We start from the raw sequence: 19512 nt of genomic DNA on the forward strand, positions 1-19512 counted from the left end.
TTAGACGCTCCTGATTCGTGGGTTGATGAGCAGGTAGAGCAGGTCAACGACAATGTTGACCAGAACAAAGGTGATGGCGATGGTTAGTACAACGCCCTGGACAAGGTTGATGTCGTTACCGGTGATACCGATAAAGATGAGGTTGCCCATGCCATTGAGGGAGAAGATCATCTCGATGACGACCGCGCCGCCCAGGAGGTAGCCAATGCGCAGGCCCAGCACGGTGACCGGGGTGATGAGGGCGTTACGGAGTACGTTCTTGGTAATAACTTCCTTGCGGGGGACACCGTTACCGATAGCGGTGCGCACGTAGTCCTTGTCGAGTTCTTCCACCATGGAGGTACGAACGGTTCGGGTCAGCGATGCGCTGACGGGCACAGCAAGAGCCACTGCCGGAAGGAACATGTGCAAAAGCCAGGTGCCAAATCCGCTACCTGCCGGTGCGGAACCACCTGTGGGGAACCAGCCCAGGCCCAGAGCAAAGTACTGAATCATGAGGATACCCAGCCAGAAGGAAGGAGTGGCGATGGAGGCCATGGACAGCACACGGATCAGCTGATCGGGCCAGCGATCGCGGTAAAGGGCGGCAACAACGCCAAGGACTAAGGAAGCCACAGCAGCGATGACAACCCCCAGGAAGGTCAACTGCAAGGTTGTGGGGAAAGCGACCTTAATCTGGTCAATAACAGGCTGAGCGGGTGGGGTAGTCATACCCAAATCAAAGTGAGCTAGCCGTGCCAGGAAGGCAAAGTACTGGACATAGAGCGGGTCATTGAGACCGTGCGAGTCTCGGTAGGCTTCTTTAGCTTCTTCCGATGCGCCTTCGCCCAGGGCAATAGTGGCGGGGTCACCAGGAGTGAACTGGAGAATGATGAAGACAAGAAGGGTAACGCCCAAAATCATGATGGGCAGGGCTACCAGGCGTCTGCCGAGGAGCCTAAGAAAGTTTGACACGGAGAGTCACTCCCTGCAAGAGAAAGAACGAGGTGGGTGTGGCTAGCGCACGGTGAGGCGCCAGGGCTGGCTGAGCCTGCCCGCTACCGGCCTAGGGGCCGGGCGGGCAGGCAACCAGGTGCTCAATGAGCGATTACTGTGAGCGGTTCAAATCATGTGTGGAGGGGGAGCCCGCTCACGGATCCCAGGCTAAGCCTGGGTGGTGCCGACATTCAGGAATGACAGGCCGGTCGTGGGGAGCGGCTTGAAGTCAACCAGGCTGTCGGTAGCCCACGCGGTGGGCAGCTTGCGGTGGAAGAGGGGGTAGAGGGGTACATTCTCTGCCACGATGTCCAGGCAGGCCTTCCAGTCGGGCTTCTCTGATGTGACCGCGGCAGACATTGCGCTCTGCAGGGCGGCGTATTCAGGGGTGGAGGACCAGCGGAAGCGCTTCTCAGGCCAGGTAGCACCGCGGTACCACCAGGACAGAAGTAGGTCGGGGTCATTGCCGAAGACTGAGGGATCGCCGGGGGCCAGGACCACATCGAAGTCGCCGCTATCGACAAAGTCGGAGTAGAGGGAGGAAGACTGTGAGTCTTCTAGGGCAACCTCAATACCGGCATCTTTGAGGGATTCCTGAACCAGCTGGGCGCACTGCTTGACCCAGTCGTGGTCGGTGGTGCGCAGGGTGATGGAGAGCTTATCCACACCTGCATCCTTAAGGAGCTGCTGGGCCTTGGCCTTGTCATAGGTGTAGACGGTGGAAGCCTCAACATAGTCGGGGTGCTCCTTCTGCAGGAAGGAGGTGGCTGCGGTGGCGTTGCCTAGCAGACCGGTGGAGATGACCTTGTCCATGTCGATTGCGTAGAAGAGTGCCTGGCGGACTTCCTTCTTGTCGAAGGGAGCCTTCTGGCAGTTGAACATCATGAAGAGCAGACCGAAGGACTGAACTGACTCCACGGTAACGCCGTTGGTCTTTTCCAGGACCGGGATATTGTCGTAGGGCACTGACTCGATAGCCTGAACTCGCTGTGAGCTCATGGCGGTGACGCGGGCTGAAGATTCAGAAAGAATGAGCCACTTCATGGTCTTAGCCAGGGCAGGACGGGGGCCGTTGTAGTCGTCGTAGCGTTCAAAGGCAATGTGGTCACCCTTGGTAGCTGAGACAAACTTGTAGGGGCCTGAGCCAATGGGCTTAGCACCGAATGCTTCAAGGTCGGCACTAGCGCTGGCCGGCATGATGTTAACCAGGGAGATACGGTCAGCAAAGAGGGGGAAAGCCTGGTTGAGCTTGAACTCTACGGTGCTGTCATCGACTGCGGTTACCCCGTCGATGAAGTAGAGGAACTGGCTAAAGAGAGATTCCTCGGAGGTGTAGAGCTTAAAGGTTTCAACGACATCCTTGGCAGTAACTGCTGCACCGTCGTGGAAGGTAGCACCCTCTCGGAGGCTGACGCGATAGGTGGTTTCGTCAACAACTTCGGGGTCACCGGTTGCTAGTGCGTTGTAGCGTTCACGGGTTGCCGGGTCCAGACCGTAGAGGCCTTCGAAGATGTGCAGGTTGGCTGCGAAGGGAGCCGCACCCGATGCCTGAGAGGGATCGAAGGTGGTGGACACATCGTAGGCAATTGCTGCGGTGATGGAGCCGTCTTTGTTTTCTTTGCCAGCGGCTGAGCCGGATGATTGGCTAGATGAGCCACCGCATGCGGCAATGGATGCGGCGAAAGCTGTTGCTGCGCTGATTCCACCGGCGATTTTGAAAAAGCTACGGCGGGAGGTATCAAATTCTTTTACCTGGGTGAGCTGTGACATCTATGTCGCACTCCTTCGGGCTGCGCTCCTGGTAGGGAGGGGGTGATAAAAATAAGGTAGAGGTAGGATGTCCTACCTATATCTTGTATGGTAGTGATGGGTATCCAAATCGGTCAAGCTGGGCAGGAAAAGTCATCAAAATATGACGCCACCCTCTTACCTTGCGGATGGAAACTGTCCCTGGGTGGCAAGGGCTCCTACAGTAGTAGAAGGATCCGGTGGAAGTAGTGTGGAAGTAGTCCTGCCGGATAGTGTTTTGGGTGCCCTCAATATCAACACACTGAAAAGAGCACGTTATGAACAGCCACGACTCTCTTCCTCCCGCCCCATACGTCCCTGACCTTGGTTTTCTCCACCCTGAGGGGGTGCACCGCAGCGCCGCGCAGAAACGCCAACAGCAGCTCCAGAATGAGATAATTTCGCTAATTTTTAAGCGGCAGTTAGGCCAGGGGGACCCCCTGCCCAGCGAACAGGAACTGATCGATGAACTAGGTGTGGGGCGAAACTCCATTCGTGAAGCTCTTAAGGTTCTAGAAGCGCTGGGGATTGTGGAGGTTCGCCACGGCTTTGGAACCTTTGTCGGTGGTCAGGTCCTTATTTCTATGGCGCGAGGCCTGAGCTTTCGAGGCTGTTTAGCGCTCTACCACGGTGGCCAAGAGGCTCTGGAACTGGTGGAGGTCCGGGAGGCTCTTGAAGTTGGATTGTTACGCGCCGTTATTCCGGTGATGACCGAAGAACAGCTCCAACGTGTCAAACAGTCCTATGACGCAATGGAAGAAAGCGTCCACAACGGGGTCTGGCTGGCAGAATCAGATCAGTCTTTCCATGCTGCTATCTTTGCGCCCTTGGGTAACGAATTGCTGTCCAAACTACTGGATATCTTCTGGCAGGTTTACAACAACATTGCCGGCCTACTCGATACCGTTGCCCCACTGGATGAAGCACAGACCTGCACCCTGCTGGAAGCCCACCTGCGGCTCTATGAAGCTATTAGGGACCGAGACGCCGATGCGGCAACCGAACTGATGAGAGAGCACTTTGTGGGTATCCGCGAGAGACTGACCTCTTGGCAGGCCAACTGGTTGGCAGAAGGCTAACTCCTATATACCTTTTATGACGCACTGTTACGGTGTAACTTTTTGTTGCTTACAGATAGGTGAAATATGACCCAATTTTGGGCTGATTTCTAGCCTGACCATTGTGGAGTGTTCTAATAGAAGAGTCGCTGAAACCAGCGTCCGAAACCACATCAGCCAACAGCCCCCGGTAAACCGCTGAATCGTGGCCGCACCCATCAATTTTCCCAACAGAAAGATTCATAGCCGTGAAGAAATTTGTTGCCACTTTGGCTCTCGTACCCCTCGCATTTGGTCTTGCAGCCTGCGGCTCATCATCAGACTCAGCGTCTCCTGCCTCCGCTTCATCAGCCGATGATGTTATCAAGATCGGTGTTGTCGGCGCATCTGACTCCAACGCCAAGCTGGTCGAAGTGGCCAAGGCTGAGGGCATCAATATCGAGATTATTGAGTTCTCCGATTACACTCAGCCCAACCCCGCGCTCAGTACCGGTGAAATTGACCTCAACTGGTTCCAGCACATCGCTTACCTCTCCAACTACAACGTTGAGGCCAACGACAACCTGCAGATTGTTGGCCCCACCGTGATCTACCCCATGGCTCTCTTCTCTGAGAAGCACGATTCCATTTCTGCACTGCCCCAGGGCGCTGAAATCGCTATCCCCAACGACACCGTTAATGAAGCTCGCGCTCTTCTTCTGCTTGAGGCTAACGGTCTTGTGTCCTTCACCAAAGACACCGATTCACCCACCGTGGACGATGTAGACACCGCTGACTCTAAGGTTAAAGTCACCCCCGTTGATGCAGCTCAGACCGTTCTTGCTCTCAAATCAGTGGATGGTTCGGTCATCAACAATGACTTCCTGAAAGATGCTGGGCTTAACCCCAAGGACGCTCTGGCTCAGGACGACCCCGCTAACGACAGCGCTCGCCCCTACGTCAACCTCTTCGTCTCCCGCGCAGATGACGCTGATAACGAAACCTACAAGAAGATCGTAGAACTCTTCCACAGCGATGAGGTTCTGGCAGCTGTCCAGGAAGAGACTGAGGGAACCGCAGTTGAGGTTAACACCGATTTGGCAGACCTGCGTTCAACCCTTGCCGACCTGGAAGCTAAGAAGCGTAAGCAGTAGTCCTCGGTTTTAATCACACAGCGTGATGCAGGCAATAAGGGCGGCAACCAACTTGGGGTAGGCTAGACCTTTTGCCCCTCCGGGGCAGAATGTTGGACTAGGCTAGGGCGGTTGCCGCTTTACCTATTCCTGTTTCCCCTGAGGTTTCTCCGTGATGGGGTAGCTGCCCTCCCAAACCTTACAAAGAAGAAGAGATGACCCAACAACGAGCAGTATCAGACAACCAGGCCTCCGAGCCTATGGTTGTGCTGAAGAAGGTGACCAAAGAATTTAAGGTCGGTAAGAAGACCGTTACCGCAGTAGACGATGTTGATCTGACCATCAACAAGGGCGAAATCTTCGCCATTATTGGTTACTCCGGTGCCGGTAAATCGACCCTTGTTCGCCTGATTAATGGCTTGGAAAGTATCACCAGTGGTTCTTTGACCGTGGATGGTCTAGAGATTGCCGGTAAGCGTGAGTCCCAGCTCCGCCAGGCCCGAACCAACATTGGTATGATTTTCCAGCAGTTCAACCTCATGCACTCTCGCACGGTGGCGGGTAACGTCGAGTTTCCCCTGATCGTTGCGGGCTGGGATAAGGCTAAGCGTACTGCCCGTGTAGCGGAGCTCCTAGAGTTTGTGGGTCTTTCGGATAAGGCTAAGAACTACCCCGATCAGCTTTCAGGCGGTCAGAAGCAACGTGTGGGTATTGCCCGTGCTCTAGCGACCTCTCCCTCACTTTTGCTGGCTGACGAGTCAACCAGCGCCCTTGACCCTGAGACCACCGCTGAGGTCCTTGAGCTGCTCAAGAAAGTCAACAGGGAGCTGGGTATCACCGTCATTGTGATTACCCACGAGATGGATGTTGTCTCATCTATCGCTGACCGTGTGGCTGTCATGGAGAAGGGCAGGGTCGTTGAAAGCGGCAATGTCTACGACGTTTTTTCGGCTCCTCAGACCGTCACCGCCCAGCGTTTTGTGGGTACCGCGGTCAAGTCTCTTCCCGTTGGTGCCCAAGCCGCTGAACTTAAAAAGCGTCACCGCGGGTACCTCATTAACATTGAAATTACTGAGGGTAATAAGGGTATCGGTAAGGTCCTTTCTTACCTGGGGAGCCGCAATGTTTCCTTCAACATTGTGCAGGGTGGATTGGAGACCTTGCAGGGTAAGAGCTACGGCAACCTAACTCTTGAACTTCTTGGCGATGTAACCAGCTTGGACGCTGTTATCGCTGAACTTAAGACCGTCACCCGTGTGCAGGAGGTCCGCTAGCATGGACGCAACATTTATTAACGGCAAACTGCTCCCTGCCCTGGGTGATACCCTCTACATGGTCAGCTTCACCATGCTGGTGGCCGGTGCGCTGGGCCTCTTCTTTGGGGTCTTGCTGTACACCACCCGCCAGGGCAATATCTTGGCTAACCGCTGTGTCAACATTGTGCTGAATATTGTGGTGAACGTTGTCCGCCCTATTCCCTTCATTATTCTGTTGGCGGCTTTGGGGCCGCTCACTCAGGCTATCGTGGGGACCCGCTTGGGCGTGAACGCCGCTATCTTCGCTATGGTCTTTGGCGCAACTTTTGCTATTGCCCGTATCGTTGAGCAGAACATGGTCTCTATTGATCCTGGCGTGATTGAAGCGGCCCGTGCAATGGGGGCATCAAAGCCCCGTATCTTGCTGACCGTGATGATTCCCGAGGCTCTTGGCCCCCTGATTCTGGGTTATACCTTCTTGGTGATTGGCGTGGTCGATATGTCGGCTATGGCCGGTTACATTGGTGGTGGTGGCCTGGGTAAGGTTGCCCTGGTCGATGGTTACCAGCGCTTCAACGAGGTTGTGACCTGGAGCGTTGTTGCGGTCATTATTATTCTGGTTCAGCTTATTCAGCTGGTTGGTAATATGCTGGCCCGTAAAGTCATGCGCCGATGAGCTTGCCGGTCGTGAACAGGTAAGCGCCTGAGAAACGGCCAGCTGAGCCTCTTCTAAGCCGAGTGCCAGCCTGCTGACAGGCGCAAGAAACCCTAACCGTATATCTACCCCGCACCTCGGTGCGGGGTAGATATTTTTAAAGGTGCGTCTTACTTTTTACCGCTAATCCACGATGAATCGTAGAGATCTCCTGGGCCTTTGCCCCGCTTGTGCTCTATCTCTTTTTCCCAGAGCTGTTCGGCGTAGTCGGTGGGGCGAATGAGCCTGTCGTCGTCTAGATCATCGTGATCACTCCAGGCGGCCAGCGCAAAAATACCGTAGAGCAGGGCGGCAAGGAGCAAGAAGAACATAGCCAGCTCAGCCCACAGGATGACGTAGTTGCGGCGAAGGTCAGCACTTACATGGCTGTAGACTTCGGGGATGACCAGGAAGGAGATGAGCCCCAGAACGACGGCGATAGCGGTGAGTAAATGGGGCGCCCAATACCAAGGGTTTTTGGTGCGGGGCTTAGCCTGCCGGGCAGGTTTAAGCGGGGGCAGCTGCTGAGCCGGGGGAGTGGGGGTGGCCTGCGGGGGGAGGAACTCCCGATAGTAGGCGCGCTCGTCTTCGGAGAGGTCCTCAAGCCGCCTACCGTAGCGGGAGGGCTTGCTCTGGGAATCCTTGTGGTTCATGACCTGTTCCTTGCGCTGGCGGGCAAAAGTGTTGGCTCTAGTTTACTGAGGTGACCCGGTAGAAAACCAGCGCTCTACCTGTGCCAGGAGCTGGGGGTCGGTGAAGGAGTCGCAGCGGCCCACACCGGCGGTAAGCAAGAGCGGTTTATCGGTGGGTTCGCCCAGGTAGACAAGGGGCTGAGTACCTGCGGCAATAGCTGCGGTGAGGCCTGCAACGGAGTCTTCAAGGGTGAGGGTCAGTTCTGGCCTTCCATCCAGACGGCGGACAGCTTCCAGGTAGATGTCGGGCGCTGGTTTGCCCTTGGCCACGTCGTCGGAGGAAACCCAGGTGGTGAGGACATCTGATAGGCCTGCGGCCCGGATTTTTGTTTCGAGGACTGGTGCTGTTGAGTTGGAGGCTACCGCTACGGGAATGTGCTGAGCCAGTTTTTTGATCAGGGCAATGGCTCCGGGAATCTCATCGACTCCGGCTTCGATGGTGGCACGTTCGGTGGCTAGGAGATCGGTGAGTACCTGCTGGTAGTGCTCCTGCTTACCCAGGTCTGTGAGGCCTGCAGGTTGGGAGAGTTCTGCTAGGTGGCGGGCAACGTCGTAGGCAGTGTAGCCGACCAGGGAAGCTTGAAGCTCAGGGGTGTAATCGACTCCCCAGCCTTTAAAGACCTGGCCTTGGATCTGTCCCCATGTTGTTTCGGAATCCAGAATGACGCCGTCACAGTCAAAGACAGCACAACGCGGTGCCCAGTCGGGGCTTAAGGAGAACTCAAACATAGTTCCATGCTCTCACATTGCTAGGCCATGGTGACAGATGGCGTACCCCAGCCATCCGGAGATATGAAAGAAAAACATGTAGAAATATTGCGTAAATCACTTTTGTTTGTTATTTTTATCTCACGCATGGTGTTGTTGTCTCATTGTTGATCACAAGGAAGTGATCGTTATGAGGAATAAAATGTTGAAGGCTACCGCAGGAGTGGTGATTGCAGTGACGGCTATGATGGGTGCCAGCACTGTAGCTGAAGCGGCTACTGTTTATTACAAAGGTAGCGCTGTGAGCTGGGATCATGGTCCTAGCTGGGGTGTGAATAGCTATTCCAATGTGCAGAGTGGAGTGTATGACCACTCAGCGACTGCTAATACCACTTTTTCAGGGTGGAAGAGGCCTGGTGTGCTTGCCTCGGCGAGCCAGTATGTTGGTCTTGGTCAAGCAACTGCTTATTGGAATTGTCGCGGCTAATTAAATAGTACAAGGAGATAATGACACCATGCGGCATACTCTTAAATATTGTGCTTGTGCTCTTGTGCTCTTACTGGCTGTAGCCAGCGCCGCCCTTTTCGCCTTGATGAGAGCAGATGCCTATACCGCTACTCTTGAAGGCTATCTAGCTGAGGGAAAACACTTTACTCTTTCCGGTGTTAGTCCTGGAAACACTGCTGTCGTACAGAGCTACCTAGAGACAGAAACTACTCGCCGGCAGGCTTTTCTGGTACGGGCCGATGACAAACTCTCAGCGGTGGACGGCTCAGCGGCGGGCACCCATTGGGGTGTCCTGGCTGATAGAGCTCATCTAACTTCTGTACCGGAACTGGACTACCTGGGCATCAGTATTTTAAACAGGGAAAATCTAACGGAGCTTCTGGCCGCAGAAGAGGGAAAAACTCTGGGTCTCTATAAGGTTTCAGAAGATACTCTGGAGACTTTACCCGAGGTCACCTTTGCTCCCGGTTTTAGCCTGGGGAAGCTGAGCGACCTAGTGGAAGAAACCGGTACTATTAACGGCTCTTATACCGTGTATGGCCTCGGTGAAGAGGAATTTGCTGATTTTGTGAGCGGTCTTTCTACCCTCACCGGTAGTAGCGAAGAAAACCTGCTGACCCCACTATCTGGTCATGCTAAGGACGCAGGTCTTCTACCTGTATTCGTTACCCTTGCGGTGCTGTCCTTAGCTCTTTTGCTGACCCTAGTCTTTTTCATCTATGTCACCCAGGGAGCAAAAGAACTGGGTACCTACCTCATTCTGGGCTGGTCAAAAACTGATTACCTGATTAATCTCTTCAAACCCATCCTATACTGCCTCCTCCCAGCCTTACTGATTACTCTCTTCGGTAGCTGGCTGACCCTCCACAGCTTTGGATTTAGCGTGGAGATGCTCCCTGCCCTCTTCTACCCCTTTGGAGCTACGGTCTTTATCACGGTCTTGAGCTTTCTGCTCTCCTCGCTGGTAGTTATTGGCATGAAGCCCATCCATGCGGTTCGGGGCTACACACCGCAAAAGCTTTTTGCCTTCATGCTGGCAGGGGCTTTTGTCGCTACCAGTGCAGGGCTTTATATCACAGCTTCCTACCTTGATGGTCCTCTCAGAGAAGTAGAGAAGACTGCTACGGTGCAGAGGGAATGGGGCCGGGTTGCCGATGAGTATATTCTTTACTCCCAAAGCGCGGGCTCTGACAGTACGAGCTTTACCGGTCAGTCCACCGAATACGCTGCAGATTTTTACCGTTGGTATGCATCGATAGAGAACGAAAGCGGTGTTTCACTGGTCAATACCTACTACGTCGATCAGCAGTTGCTTCAGCAATGGAGAGAACTTGGGGAAGAAGTACCCACCAGAGAATTCTGGTACATGGCGGCTTCCCCGAGCTACCTGCAGAAAATTGGCCTTCAGATACCGGCAGAGACTTTGGAGCGTGCCGAAGCGGGGCAACAGGTTTTTCTCCTGCCGGATCACTTTAATCAGGAGGACCTAGCTTCAATTAGCGGTTGGCTGAAAGCCGAAGCTCTGAGGAAGGGGCAAGCAGAGCAAGATATCAGCACGCCTTTTACCCAGAACCCGGTAAGTTATCTCGACAGCTATTCTCCCGGTGAGGGACTCTTTACGTGGAGCGCCGACCCCCGGCAGGACTTTCGCAGCCGGGACGTAGTGATTTACGTGGCAACCGCAGCAAATATGACCTATTTCGAATCAGAAAGTTTGGCAGCCTCCGGCCTGGCAGATAGCTATGTGAAATTGTCAGAAGAAGCCGTTAACCAGTACACATCAGCGGCCTATCTATCACGGTATGGTCTGGCAGATAATCAGCCGGTCTTTATCTCTTCTGAGAGCTTTGTTGCCGGTCTGCAGAAAAGCCTTCGGCAGTACCTTCAGCTGTTCGGCACAGTGACCTTGCTGCTGGTTCTTTTGGTAGCTGTGGCTTTGAGTGCCTTTACCGGCATTTACTCACTTCTTAACAGGAATAAGATAGCGGTGCTACGACTGCTGGGGCACTCCCTCCTCGCTTCCTTCAAACCTGCCTATCTACTGGTTATCTTGACCAACCTTGGGGGTCTAGCGGTAATGGTGTTGGCCTCCTCCCAAGTGGGTATCATTCTGGCGCTCATCATGCTGCTTGGTCAGCCGGTACTCCTCTACCTACTTGCTCAAAAATTCGCTTACTCAAACATGGTGAGCCTCATTAAAGAATCATAGGAAGGTGAACTATGGAAAACTTTGTGGAAGTCTCCAATCTTTCTAAAACCTTTGGCGACCGAGTAGTGCTGAACAGCATCTCCTTACATGTCGCTGAGGGTACCTCACTAGCAATTGTGGGAAGATCAGGCTCCGGTAAATCGACCCTGCTGAATATCATTGGGTTACTCGAAACCGCTACCTCCGGCAATCTGACAATTGCCGGTCGCCCCGCTCCCGGTGTCCGTACCCGCCAGGCAATGATGCTCCGTCGCAACACCATTAATTACCTTTTTCAAAGCTTCGCCCTTATTCCTTCCCAAACTGTTATACAGAACATTCTGCTCGGTATGGAATACGTCAAAGAGCCCCTAACAGAAAAACGTGAGCGCATTGCAGATACTCTTGCCAGGCTTTCTATCGGCCATCTTGCTAATCAGAAGGTAGCTACCCTCTCGGGCGGGGAGCAACAGCGTGTGGCGCTGGCCAGATGCCTACTTAAGCCGGGAGACCTCATCCTTGCTGACGAGCCCACGGGCTCCCTTGATAAGGAGCTGGCGCTTGCCTCTATCTCTGAAATGCTTCAGCTACACCGTGAATTTGGCAAAACACTGATTATTGTGACCCACGATCCGGATGTAGCCCAACGCTGTGACAGGGTCTTTGATCTCAGCGCAAATTAGGTGAATGTCCTGTGAAGACCAGCCTTGTTACATTTTCTGAATTAAGTGCTAGTAAATGTAACAAGGCTTAATACCTGGGCCGGAGTCTAGAGCAAGCTAACACCGGATAAAACCTGCTGGGATCGCTCACACCTGAGATAATGGGAGCCATGCTTAGCGTACTTATCAGACACGGACAGACCGATTGGAACCTAGAGCGCCGCTTGCAGGGTTCTAGCGATATACCCCTCAACGACACCGGTCGTGCCCAGGCCCAGGAGGCTGCCCTCAACCTGCGTGAGTACGCCCACACCCAGCAAGAAACAGACCCCGGCTTCACCTGGCACGGCGTAGTCACCTCACCCCTTTCCCGTGCCGCAGAGACCGGGCAGATTATTGCCGATGAGCTGGGCCTGCCCGTACTGGGCTCCTACGAGGGTCTAGCAGAGCGCTCCTTTAAAGACCTCGAAGGCATCAAAAACTACCCTGAGCTATGGGAAACTGTCGAGAACGAAACCGCCGATATTGAACCCCTGGGGGACTTCCTCAACAGGGTAGAGCAGGCCCTGGAACAGGTAGAAGCTGACTACCCGGGTAAGAACCTGATTATCGCCGTTCACGGTATGCTCATCTCCCGCCTGATGAGCTCACGCACCGGCCAGAAAGTCCCGGTTCCCGACAACGGCACGGTTACCGAGTTAGCACCGGCTCGCCGCGCCAGCTCCATTATGCTGATCCGCCACGGTCAGACCGATTGGAACAAGCTCAGCCTCATGCAGGGATCCAGCGACATTCCCCTCAACGATACCGGCCGATCCCAGGCCCGTGACACCGCCCGCTCCCTGATTGAGCGCGGCTTCACCTTTGATGTGGTGGTCTCCTCCCCACTTTCTCGGGCCCAAGAAACCGCCGATATTATGGCCGCTGCCTTTGGCCTGACCCTTGCAGGCACCTACGAGGGGCTGGTGGAGCGTGGCTACGGTCAGGCAGAAGGGCTCGATATTTCCGCTGAGGCCCGCAGGGAACCCGATGCCTACTACGCCGGGGTTGAAAGCGAACGCTCTGTCTACACCAGGGGAATCGAGACCCTGCGTCAGATCGCCCGGGACTACCCCGGTCAGCGGGTACTTGCGGTGTCCCACGGCTCCCTGATCCGCCGGGCACTTTCTGCCACCCACGGCTACGAATTTGGAACCATCGCTAACGCTGAACCCTTTCAGGTAGATCTGGTGGGGCTGGCCCGTTGGAACGAGAATGCTGAGCCCCTGCTGAACGGCAAAATCTAGTGGCTCGCTACCCTAAAGCCCCGGGGTGGGCCCTGGTAGGTCTTTACCTTGCCGCTGTAGCCTTTATGGTTTTCTGGCCTGTACACGTTGACTCGGGCGATACCGGCCAAACTCTAGCCCGCCTGCTGGCTCATGCTCACGCCCAGGGGTGGCTACCTGCCTGGTTCGGCTACGGGCAGGTTGAATGGCTTTCCAACGTGGTCATGTTCATCCCCGGCGGCCTACTTTTTACCTGGCTCCTGCGCCCCGAACGCCTCTGGCTCATTCCCCTAGGCGGGCTAGTCTCTACCCTTAGCATTGAGAGTATCCAGCACTTCATGCCGGGGCGAACCAGCTCACCGCTGGATGTTTTAGCCAATTTTTTAGGCTGTGTTATCGGTTGGGTTTTCGCCTTAGGCTTGCTCAAAACGAGAGCAAAACGCAACAAAAAGAGCGATTGAAGCCCTTTTTTCTAGGGGTTTACATTGACTTACCCACAAAAACCCACATAAAATCAACTAATAATAGGGTTATTTAGCCCATCTCAATCTTTAAGGTGATAAAGACATGTTCGCTGAAGAACGACGTGCCGAAATAGCAAAGCTGGTAGCTTCAGCACGCCGTGTCAACGGCGCAGACCTGGCTAGACGCTACGAAGTCACGATGGAAACAGTCCGTCGTGACCTCGCCGCGCTCGAAGCCGATGGAAAACTGCGCCGAGTACACGGTGGTGCTGTAACTGTAGAGCAGTCAACATCCGTTGAATCCTCCATAGCCTTGCGCCAAAACATGAACACCCCCGAAAAGCAGAAAATTGCTCTGCGTGCCTACGAGCTACTGCGCGATTCCGATGCCGGGGCCGTTGTTCTTGATGCAGGTACAACTATCGAAATTTTAGCTGACCGTATCGCTGCCGCTGATTTTTCTCTTAAATCTGGTGCCGACCGCCTGATTATTACTCATGCGCTTCACATCGCCGTGAAACTTGCTGAGGCCGATGGCATCGTGCTCGATATGGTGGGTGGGCAACTCCGCAAAATGACCTGGGCCGCTGTAGGAACCCGTGCCGCCGCCCACTTCGAAACGATCCGCCCCGATATCGCCTTCATCGGTGTGAACGGGCTGGACGCCGAGTTTGGACTCAGTACCCCCGGCTTGAACGAAGCTATCGTCAAAACCGCCATTGTTAAATCTGCCCGTCGCGTCGTCCTACTGTGTGACTCCGCAAAGTTCGGCCAGGAATCCCTGGTCCGGTTCGCAGGTCTAGGCGATATTGACACGCTTATTACCGATAAAGCGCCCGACGGTGAACTTGCTGCCGCGCTTGAAGAATCCAATGTAGAGGTGCTTATCGCATGATCGTAACCCTAACCGCTAACCCCAGTATGGACCGCACCGTGGAGCTAGACCACCAAATTAAGCGCGGAGCCGTTCAGCGCGCCAGCGGGGCGGCCTCCGACCCCGGCGGCAAAGGCGTAAATATCGCGCGTGCTCTCAATATCTCCGGTTTTGAGACCGTTGCGGTACTCCCCGGCGACGCTGAGGACCCCGTCCTGGCCGGTCTCAAAGACGAGGGCGTTCCCTTTGTGAATATGCCGATTGGCTCGCCCATCCGGTCCAACATCACCGTGGTTGAGCCCGATGGCACCACCACCAAGATTAATGCGCCCGGTCAGCCACTGAATGACGTTGCCCAGCAACAGCTCACCCGTCTGATGATTAAAGAAACCATTGACGCTTCCTGGCTGGTTCTGGCGGGTTCATTGCCTGCCGGTGTGCCCACCGACTACTACGCGGTCGTGGGTCGCTCTATCCGCGAATCCCTTGGCGAAAAAGCACCCCGAATAGCTGTCGATACCTCTGGCGCGGCCCTGCGTGATGCGCTGGTTGGCCTGGACGGTATGCCCAACCTCATTAAGCCCAATTCCGAGGAACTGGCCGAACTGGTCGGCAAGCTAGAGATGGCCGACGAACTGGAAAAGAACCCCGAGCTGAGCGCCGCTACCGCCAAGGAACTGGTAGACCGCGGTGTCGAAATGGTCCTGGCCACTCTGGGCGGGGCCGGCGCTGTACTGGTAACTGCTGAAGGTGCCTGGCACGCAGTCCACGAGCCGGTGAAAGTTCGTTCCACCGTCGGGGCAGGGGACTGCTCCTTGGCAGGTTTTCTCATTGCCCACGAAGAGGGCAAAACTCTGCCTGAATGCCTGGTCCAGGCAGTAGCTCACGGCTCAGCCGCCGCTTCTTTGCCCGGTACCCAGGTGCCTACTGTGGAGTCAACTGCACCTGCACTGGTGACCCTGCGCCAACTGGTTCTGTAGATAACTCCAAAAGACACATCAGTATTACTCACCCACCCATACCCCGAGGAGGAGCACATGTCTGCTCTGATCACTGCGGACCTCATCAGCCTTGATGAGGACCTCGGAAACTCCCGCTTTGAGGTTATAGCGCATCTGGCTAAGCTGGTCACCACAGCTGGCCGGTCCAGCGACTATGACACCCTCTACGCGGCGGCCCGCGCCCGCGAAGAGAAAACCGACACCGGTATTCCCGGCGGTATCGCCATTCCTCACTGCCGGAGCCAGGCCGTTACCCAACCCACCCTTGCAATGGCCCGGCCTAAACCCGCCGTTGACTTTGGTGCCCAGGACGGACCCGCTGACCTCATTTTTTTCATTGCCGCGCCGGCAGACGGGGATGAAGCCCACCTGAAGATTCTTTCTCAGATGGCCCGCTCACTGATGAAAAAGTCCTTTACCGCCGCACTGCGCGAAGCAAAAACCGCCAGCCAGGTCCTTGCCTTGGTTGAGGATGCTCTGGGCGTGCGCGAGAAAGCACCCCAAGCTCCCTCAGCTACCCCCGTGGCAGAAGCCGCTACCGAGTCTTCTGCCCGCCGTAAGAAGATTGTGGCTGTGACCAACTGCCCCACCGGTATCGCCCACACCTATATGGCAGCTGACGGCCTCAAATACGCCGCCGAAGAGCTGGGCTATGACTTCAAGGTGGAGACCCAGGGGTCCTCCGGCGGTGAAAAGCTGACCCAGGCCGAAATTGATCAAGCAGATGCCGTTGTCTTTGCTGTAGCTCTGCCCGTTCGCGGGCGTGAGCGCTTTGTCGGCAAACCCTTTGTTGAGGGGGCTGTTAAGCGCGCTATCGACGAACCCAAGGTCATGCTTGAAGAGGCCCTGGCTGAGGCCGCTAGCCCCAGCGGTAAGCGCCTTGCTGCCCCTAGCTCCGCCGACTCCTCCGAATCAGCCGATGAGGGCGGCCCCTGGGGTAGCCGCATCTATAAGGCACTGATGACCGGTGTCTCCTACATGATTCCTTTTGTGGCCGCTGGCGGCATTATTCTGGCTATCGGCTTCATGCTCGAAGCAGTAACCATGCCCAACCTAGGTGACGTTGATCCTCAGCTTATCCTGGGGCTTAAAGATGATTCAGTTACGCATCCCAGCCTCTTGAACCTTGATGGAGTGCCCCTATCTCTCTATCTAGGGGCATCATTACACCTGATTGGGGCCTTTGGCCTGAACGCTATGGTTCCGATTCTGGCGGCCTATATCGCCTACGGTCTGGCCCAGCGCCCCGGTATCGCACCGGGCTTCATTGCCGGGTCTGTTGCCGTGCTTGTTGGTGGTGGTTTCTTAGGCGGTATCGTCGCAGGCCTGCTAGCCGGTCTGTGCGCCTACTGGCTCTCCTTGCTGAAGCTACCTCGCTGGATGGCATCCATGATGCCCGTGGTGATTACCCCGCTGGTCGCTACTCTCTTTGCAGGCGGTCTGATCTTCTTCCTGCTCGGTACACCCCTGGCCTGGATTACCAGCTCACTGACTGAGTGGCTGAACTCCATGACCGGTGCTTCTGCCCTTCTGCTGGGCCTTATCCTGGGCGCCATGATGGGCTTTGACCTGGGTGGCCCCGTTAACAAGGCCGCCTACCTCTTTGCGACCGCAGGCCTATCCGCCGGTACCCTGGCCTCCCAGCAGGTCATGGCCGCTGTCATTATCTCCGGTATGGTGCCGCCGTTGGCTATGGCTCTGGCAACCACTGTTCGTCCCAAGCTCTTTAGCGCCCCTGAGCGCGAGAACGGTAAGGCCGCCTGGTTGCTGGGTGCCTCCTTCATTTCCGAAGGTGCCATTCCTTTTGCGACCGCTGACCCCCTGCGCGTAATCCCCTCATCGATGGTTGGTGCCGCTGTTGCCGGTGCTATCTCCATGGGCGCTGGTGTTGCTTCCCCTGCGCCTCACGGTGGTGTCTGGATTATCGCTCTTGTGCAGAATCCGGTCATGTTCCTTCTTGCGGCTCTGGCAGGCACTATCGTCGGCTCTGTCATGTATATTGTTCTCAAGTCACTTGCCGGTCGTCAGGCCGAGGCAACTGCCTAAACCCCTCCAACACTAAGGAAAACACTATGACTACCTACACTGGCGTCGGCGTCTACGCCGGACGCGTCATTGGCAAAGTTTTGCAGATGCCTGAACCTATCAAGGCCCCCTCTTCATCACTGAAGCTGTCAGCTGAGGAGACTGCCGAGCAGGCTGCTGAACGTATTAAGGCCGCTGCCCAGACTGTCAAGAACGGTCTGCTAGAGCGTGCTGAAAATGCGGGCCGTGACGGCAAGGCAGTGCTTAAGTCCACGTCACAGATGGCAACTGACCGCGCCCTGCTCAAGAGCGCAATCCAGATTGTGGAGAAGCAGGGTAAGGCACCTGAACTCGCTGTATGGGAAGCCGCATCGGCTTTTGCTGACCAGATGGCTGCCCTGGGCGGCTACATGGCTGAGCGTGTGACCGACATCCACGATGTTCGCGCCCGCATCGTTGCTGATCTGACCGGCCAGCAGGCCCCCGGTATTCCGGTGTCGTCTGAGCCTTTCATCCTAGCTGCTATTGACCTGGCACCGGCTGATACCGCAACCCTGGACCCTAAGCAGGTGATCGCTCTGATTACCTCTGACGGTGGCCCCCAGGCTCATACCGCTATCCTGGCCCGAGGCCTGGGTCTGCCCGCTATCGTTGCCGCTAAGGGGGTTACCGAGATTGAAAACGGTACCGAGGTTTACATCGACTCTAACGAAGGCGTCGTTGAAACCGAGGTCACCGCTGAGCACCGCGACCTGGCGCAGAAGTACGCTAACCGCAAGGAACTGGCAGACTTCGACGGTCTTGGGGTGATGGCAGACGGTACCCGCGTACCCCTCTACGCTAATGTCGGTGACGGCAAGAGCGCCGAGAAGGCAGCCGGCCTCAAGGCAGAAGGCGTTGGCCTGCTCCGCACCGAGTTCGGGTTCCTGGGTTACGATGCCGAGCCTTCGGTGGAGACCCAGACCGAAACGTACAAGTCTGTTTTTGATGCCTTCCCCGGCAAGCACATCGTAGTCCGTACTCTCGATGCTGGTGCCGATAAGCCCCTGCCCTTCCTCAACGTCAAGGAAGAAGAGAACCCCGCGCTGGGTGTTCGCGGCTTCCGCACCGACTGGACTGTGCCCGGTGTTCTTAAGCGTCAGCTTGAGGCTATTAAGGCAGCAGCTGACGGCACCGAAGCTGACATTTGGGTCATGGCTCCGATGATTTCAACGACCAGCGAAGCCCGTAACTTCAAGAACATGCTCGATGAGGTTGGTCTGAAGACCCGCGGTGTCATGGTAGAAACCCCTGCCGCCGCTGTAAACGCTGAGGCTATCCTGGGCGAGGTTGATTTCGTATCTATCGGTACCAACGACCTGACTCAGTACACCATGGCCGCTGACCGCCTGCTGGGCGACCTGGCTCACCTGAACAACCCCTGGCAGCCTGCCGTCCTGAAGATGATCAAGCTAACTGTTGAAGGCGCCAAGCGAGCCTCGGCAGCTGCCGGTAAGAAGAAGTACGTCTCGGTCTGTGGCGAAGCTGCCGCTGACCCCGCACTGGCTGTTGTCCTGGTTGGTCTGGGTGTTGATACCCTCTCCATGAATGCTGGCGCTATGGCCGCTGTTTCCGCTGTGCTCAAGTCGGTTACCCCCGAGAAGGCACAACAGATTGCTCACAAGGCACTGAGCCAGATCTCATCGGCTGAAGCCAAGGCGGCAGCTCGCTCTGAACTGCCCATCCTCGATGAGCTCGGTCTGTAAGTTAAACCAACTCGTTCATTGCTGAATAAAAGTCGTCAAAATCAGGGGTAACACGCCCCAAAGGTGCTGCCCCTGATTTAGACTCAGTAGTGGACAACAAATCCGCACTCTTTATAAGGAGAATCCCATGGCAGAACGTATTGCCACCATCGCAAGCCGTGTTGGCCTGCACGCCCGCCCCGCAGCGATTTTTGCTGAAGCAGCAGGTGACCTCCCCGTTGAAGTTACCATCGCCGCTGAAGGTGAGCCCGCAGACGAGGCAATGGACGCAGCTTCCATTCTCTCCCTGATGTCACTCGGTGCTAAGCACGGCGACAAGGTCGTTCTGCGTGCAGAAGGCGAAGGCGCTGAAGAAGCACTCGACAGCCTGGTTAAGATCCTCGAGACCGACCACGACGCCGAGTAATTATCTGAAGTAGTTGTGTGTCATCGTGGTCGGTTACGGGGTTCGCTTCGCTCACCGCACCACCTTCACCAGCTCCCAAGTCACCGTGTAC

17 protein-coding genes are annotated in these 19512 nt (G+C 55.7%); 13 read left to right on the forward strand and 4 right to left on the reverse strand.

Features of this window, described 5'->3' with window-relative positions; translation table 11 throughout:
- Together ACN080_RS03610 and ACN080_RS03615 are read right to left on the reverse strand one after the other, a co-directional pair.
- Positions 1–954 (reverse strand): ABC transporter permease, encoded by a 954-nt coding sequence (locus tag ACN080_RS03610; protein ID WP_419099092.1) that lies wholly within the window; start codon positions 952–954, stop codon positions 1–3.
- 189 nt (positions 955–1143) lie between these two features.
- Positions 1144–2745, reverse strand: a complete 1602-nt coding sequence (locus ACN080_RS03615) for an ABC transporter substrate-binding protein (RefSeq protein WP_419099093.1) — start codon at positions 2743–2745, stop codon at positions 1144–1146.
- 296 nt (positions 2746–3041) lie between these two features.
- On the opposite strand from ACN080_RS03615, the gene ACN080_RS03620 reads away from it, so the two are divergent.
- The 4 genes from ACN080_RS03620 to ACN080_RS03635 all read left to right on the forward strand — a co-directional run bounded on the left by ACN080_RS03620 (position 3042) and on the right by ACN080_RS03635 (position 6865).
- On the forward strand, positions 3042–3842 hold the full coding sequence (locus ACN080_RS03620) for a FadR/GntR family transcriptional regulator (RefSeq protein WP_419099094.1): 801 nt from the start codon (positions 3042–3044) through the stop codon (positions 3840–3842).
- Between the two features lie 227 nt (positions 3843–4069).
- Positions 4070–4954: a MetQ/NlpA family ABC transporter substrate-binding protein gene (locus ACN080_RS03625; RefSeq protein ID WP_419099095.1), complete on the forward strand. Its 885-nt coding sequence runs from the start codon at positions 4070–4072 to the stop codon at positions 4952–4954.
- A 194-nt stretch (positions 4955–5148) separates the two neighbouring features.
- The gene (locus tag ACN080_RS03630) at positions 5149–6207 is read left to right on the forward strand and encodes a methionine ABC transporter ATP-binding protein (RefSeq protein WP_419099096.1); all 1059 of its coding nucleotides are present in this window, start codon (positions 5149–5151) and stop codon (positions 6205–6207) included.
- A gap of 1 nt (position 6208) precedes the next feature.
- Positions 6209–6865 carry a methionine ABC transporter permease gene (locus ACN080_RS03635; RefSeq protein ID WP_419111673.1) on the forward strand — a complete coding sequence of 219 codons (657 nt, stop codon included), beginning with the start codon at positions 6209–6211 and terminating at the stop codon, positions 6863–6865.
- Positions 6866–7014: 149 nt separating this feature from the next.
- Here ACN080_RS03635 and ACN080_RS03640 read toward each other — a convergent pair whose 3' ends face one another.
- Positions 7015–7536 (reverse strand): hypothetical protein, encoded by a 522-nt coding sequence (locus ACN080_RS03640; RefSeq protein WP_419113074.1) that lies wholly within the window; start codon positions 7534–7536, stop codon positions 7015–7017.
- Between the two features lie 42 nt (positions 7537–7578).
- A complete protein-coding gene (locus tag ACN080_RS03645; protein WP_419113075.1) occupies positions 7579–8304 on the reverse strand; it encodes an HAD family hydrolase in 726 nt (241 codons plus the stop codon).
- A gap of 494 nt (positions 8305–8798) precedes the next feature.
- Here ACN080_RS03645 and ACN080_RS03650 point away from each other — a divergent pair, with 494 nt between their 5' ends.
- The 9 genes from ACN080_RS03650 (at position 8799) to ACN080_RS03690 (ending at position 19421) form a co-directional block, all read left to right on the forward strand.
- Positions 8799–11000, forward strand: coding sequence for a hypothetical protein (locus ACN080_RS03650; protein WP_419113076.1), 2202 nt, complete (start codon positions 8799–8801; stop codon positions 10998–11000).
- An 11-nt stretch (positions 11001–11011) separates the two neighbouring features.
- A complete protein-coding gene (locus ACN080_RS03655) occupies positions 11012–11662 on the forward strand; it encodes an ABC transporter ATP-binding protein (protein ID WP_419111670.1) in 651 nt (216 codons plus the stop codon).
- Between the two features lie 149 nt (positions 11663–11811).
- Positions 11812–12927 (forward strand): histidine phosphatase family protein, encoded by a 1116-nt coding sequence (locus tag ACN080_RS03660; protein WP_419111669.1) that lies wholly within the window; start codon positions 11812–11814, stop codon positions 12925–12927.
- Positions 12927–13367 carry a VanZ family protein gene (locus ACN080_RS03665; RefSeq protein WP_419104804.1) on the forward strand — a complete coding sequence of 147 codons (441 nt, stop codon included), beginning with the start codon at positions 12927–12929 and terminating at the stop codon, positions 13365–13367. Before ACN080_RS03660 ends, ACN080_RS03665 begins: the two co-directional genes overlap by 1 nt.
- A 106-nt stretch (positions 13368–13473) precedes the next feature.
- Entirely contained in the window at positions 13474–14265 is a 792-nt protein-coding gene (locus ACN080_RS03670; protein WP_419104803.1) for a DeoR/GlpR family DNA-binding transcription regulator, read from the forward strand.
- The gene (locus tag ACN080_RS03675) at positions 14262–15224 is read left to right on the forward strand and encodes a 1-phosphofructokinase family hexose kinase (protein WP_419099105.1); all 963 of its coding nucleotides are present in this window, start codon (positions 14262–14264) and stop codon (positions 15222–15224) included. The genes ACN080_RS03670 and ACN080_RS03675 overlap by 4 nt, the downstream gene beginning before the upstream one ends.
- Positions 15225–15281: 57 nt before the next feature.
- Complete coding sequence (locus ACN080_RS03680) at positions 15282–17291, forward strand: PTS fructose transporter subunit IIABC (protein ID WP_419113077.1); 2010 nt, start codon at positions 15282–15284, stop codon at positions 17289–17291.
- Positions 17292–17317: 26 nt separating this feature from the next.
- Positions 17318–19015 carry a phosphoenolpyruvate--protein phosphotransferase gene (gene ptsP / locus ACN080_RS03685; protein ID WP_419113078.1) on the forward strand — a complete coding sequence of 566 codons (1698 nt, stop codon included), beginning with the start codon at positions 17318–17320 and terminating at the stop codon, positions 19013–19015.
- A gap of 127 nt (positions 19016–19142) precedes the next feature.
- Entirely contained in the window at positions 19143–19421 is a 279-nt protein-coding gene (locus tag ACN080_RS03690; RefSeq protein WP_168614631.1) for an HPr family phosphocarrier protein, read from the forward strand.
- Positions 19422–19512: the final 91 nt, after the last annotated feature.

The sequence above is a fragment of the Rothia sp. CCM 9416 genome, assembly GCF_048513535.1.
Taxonomy (GTDB): Bacteria; Actinomycetota; Actinomycetes; order Actinomycetales; family Micrococcaceae; genus Rothia.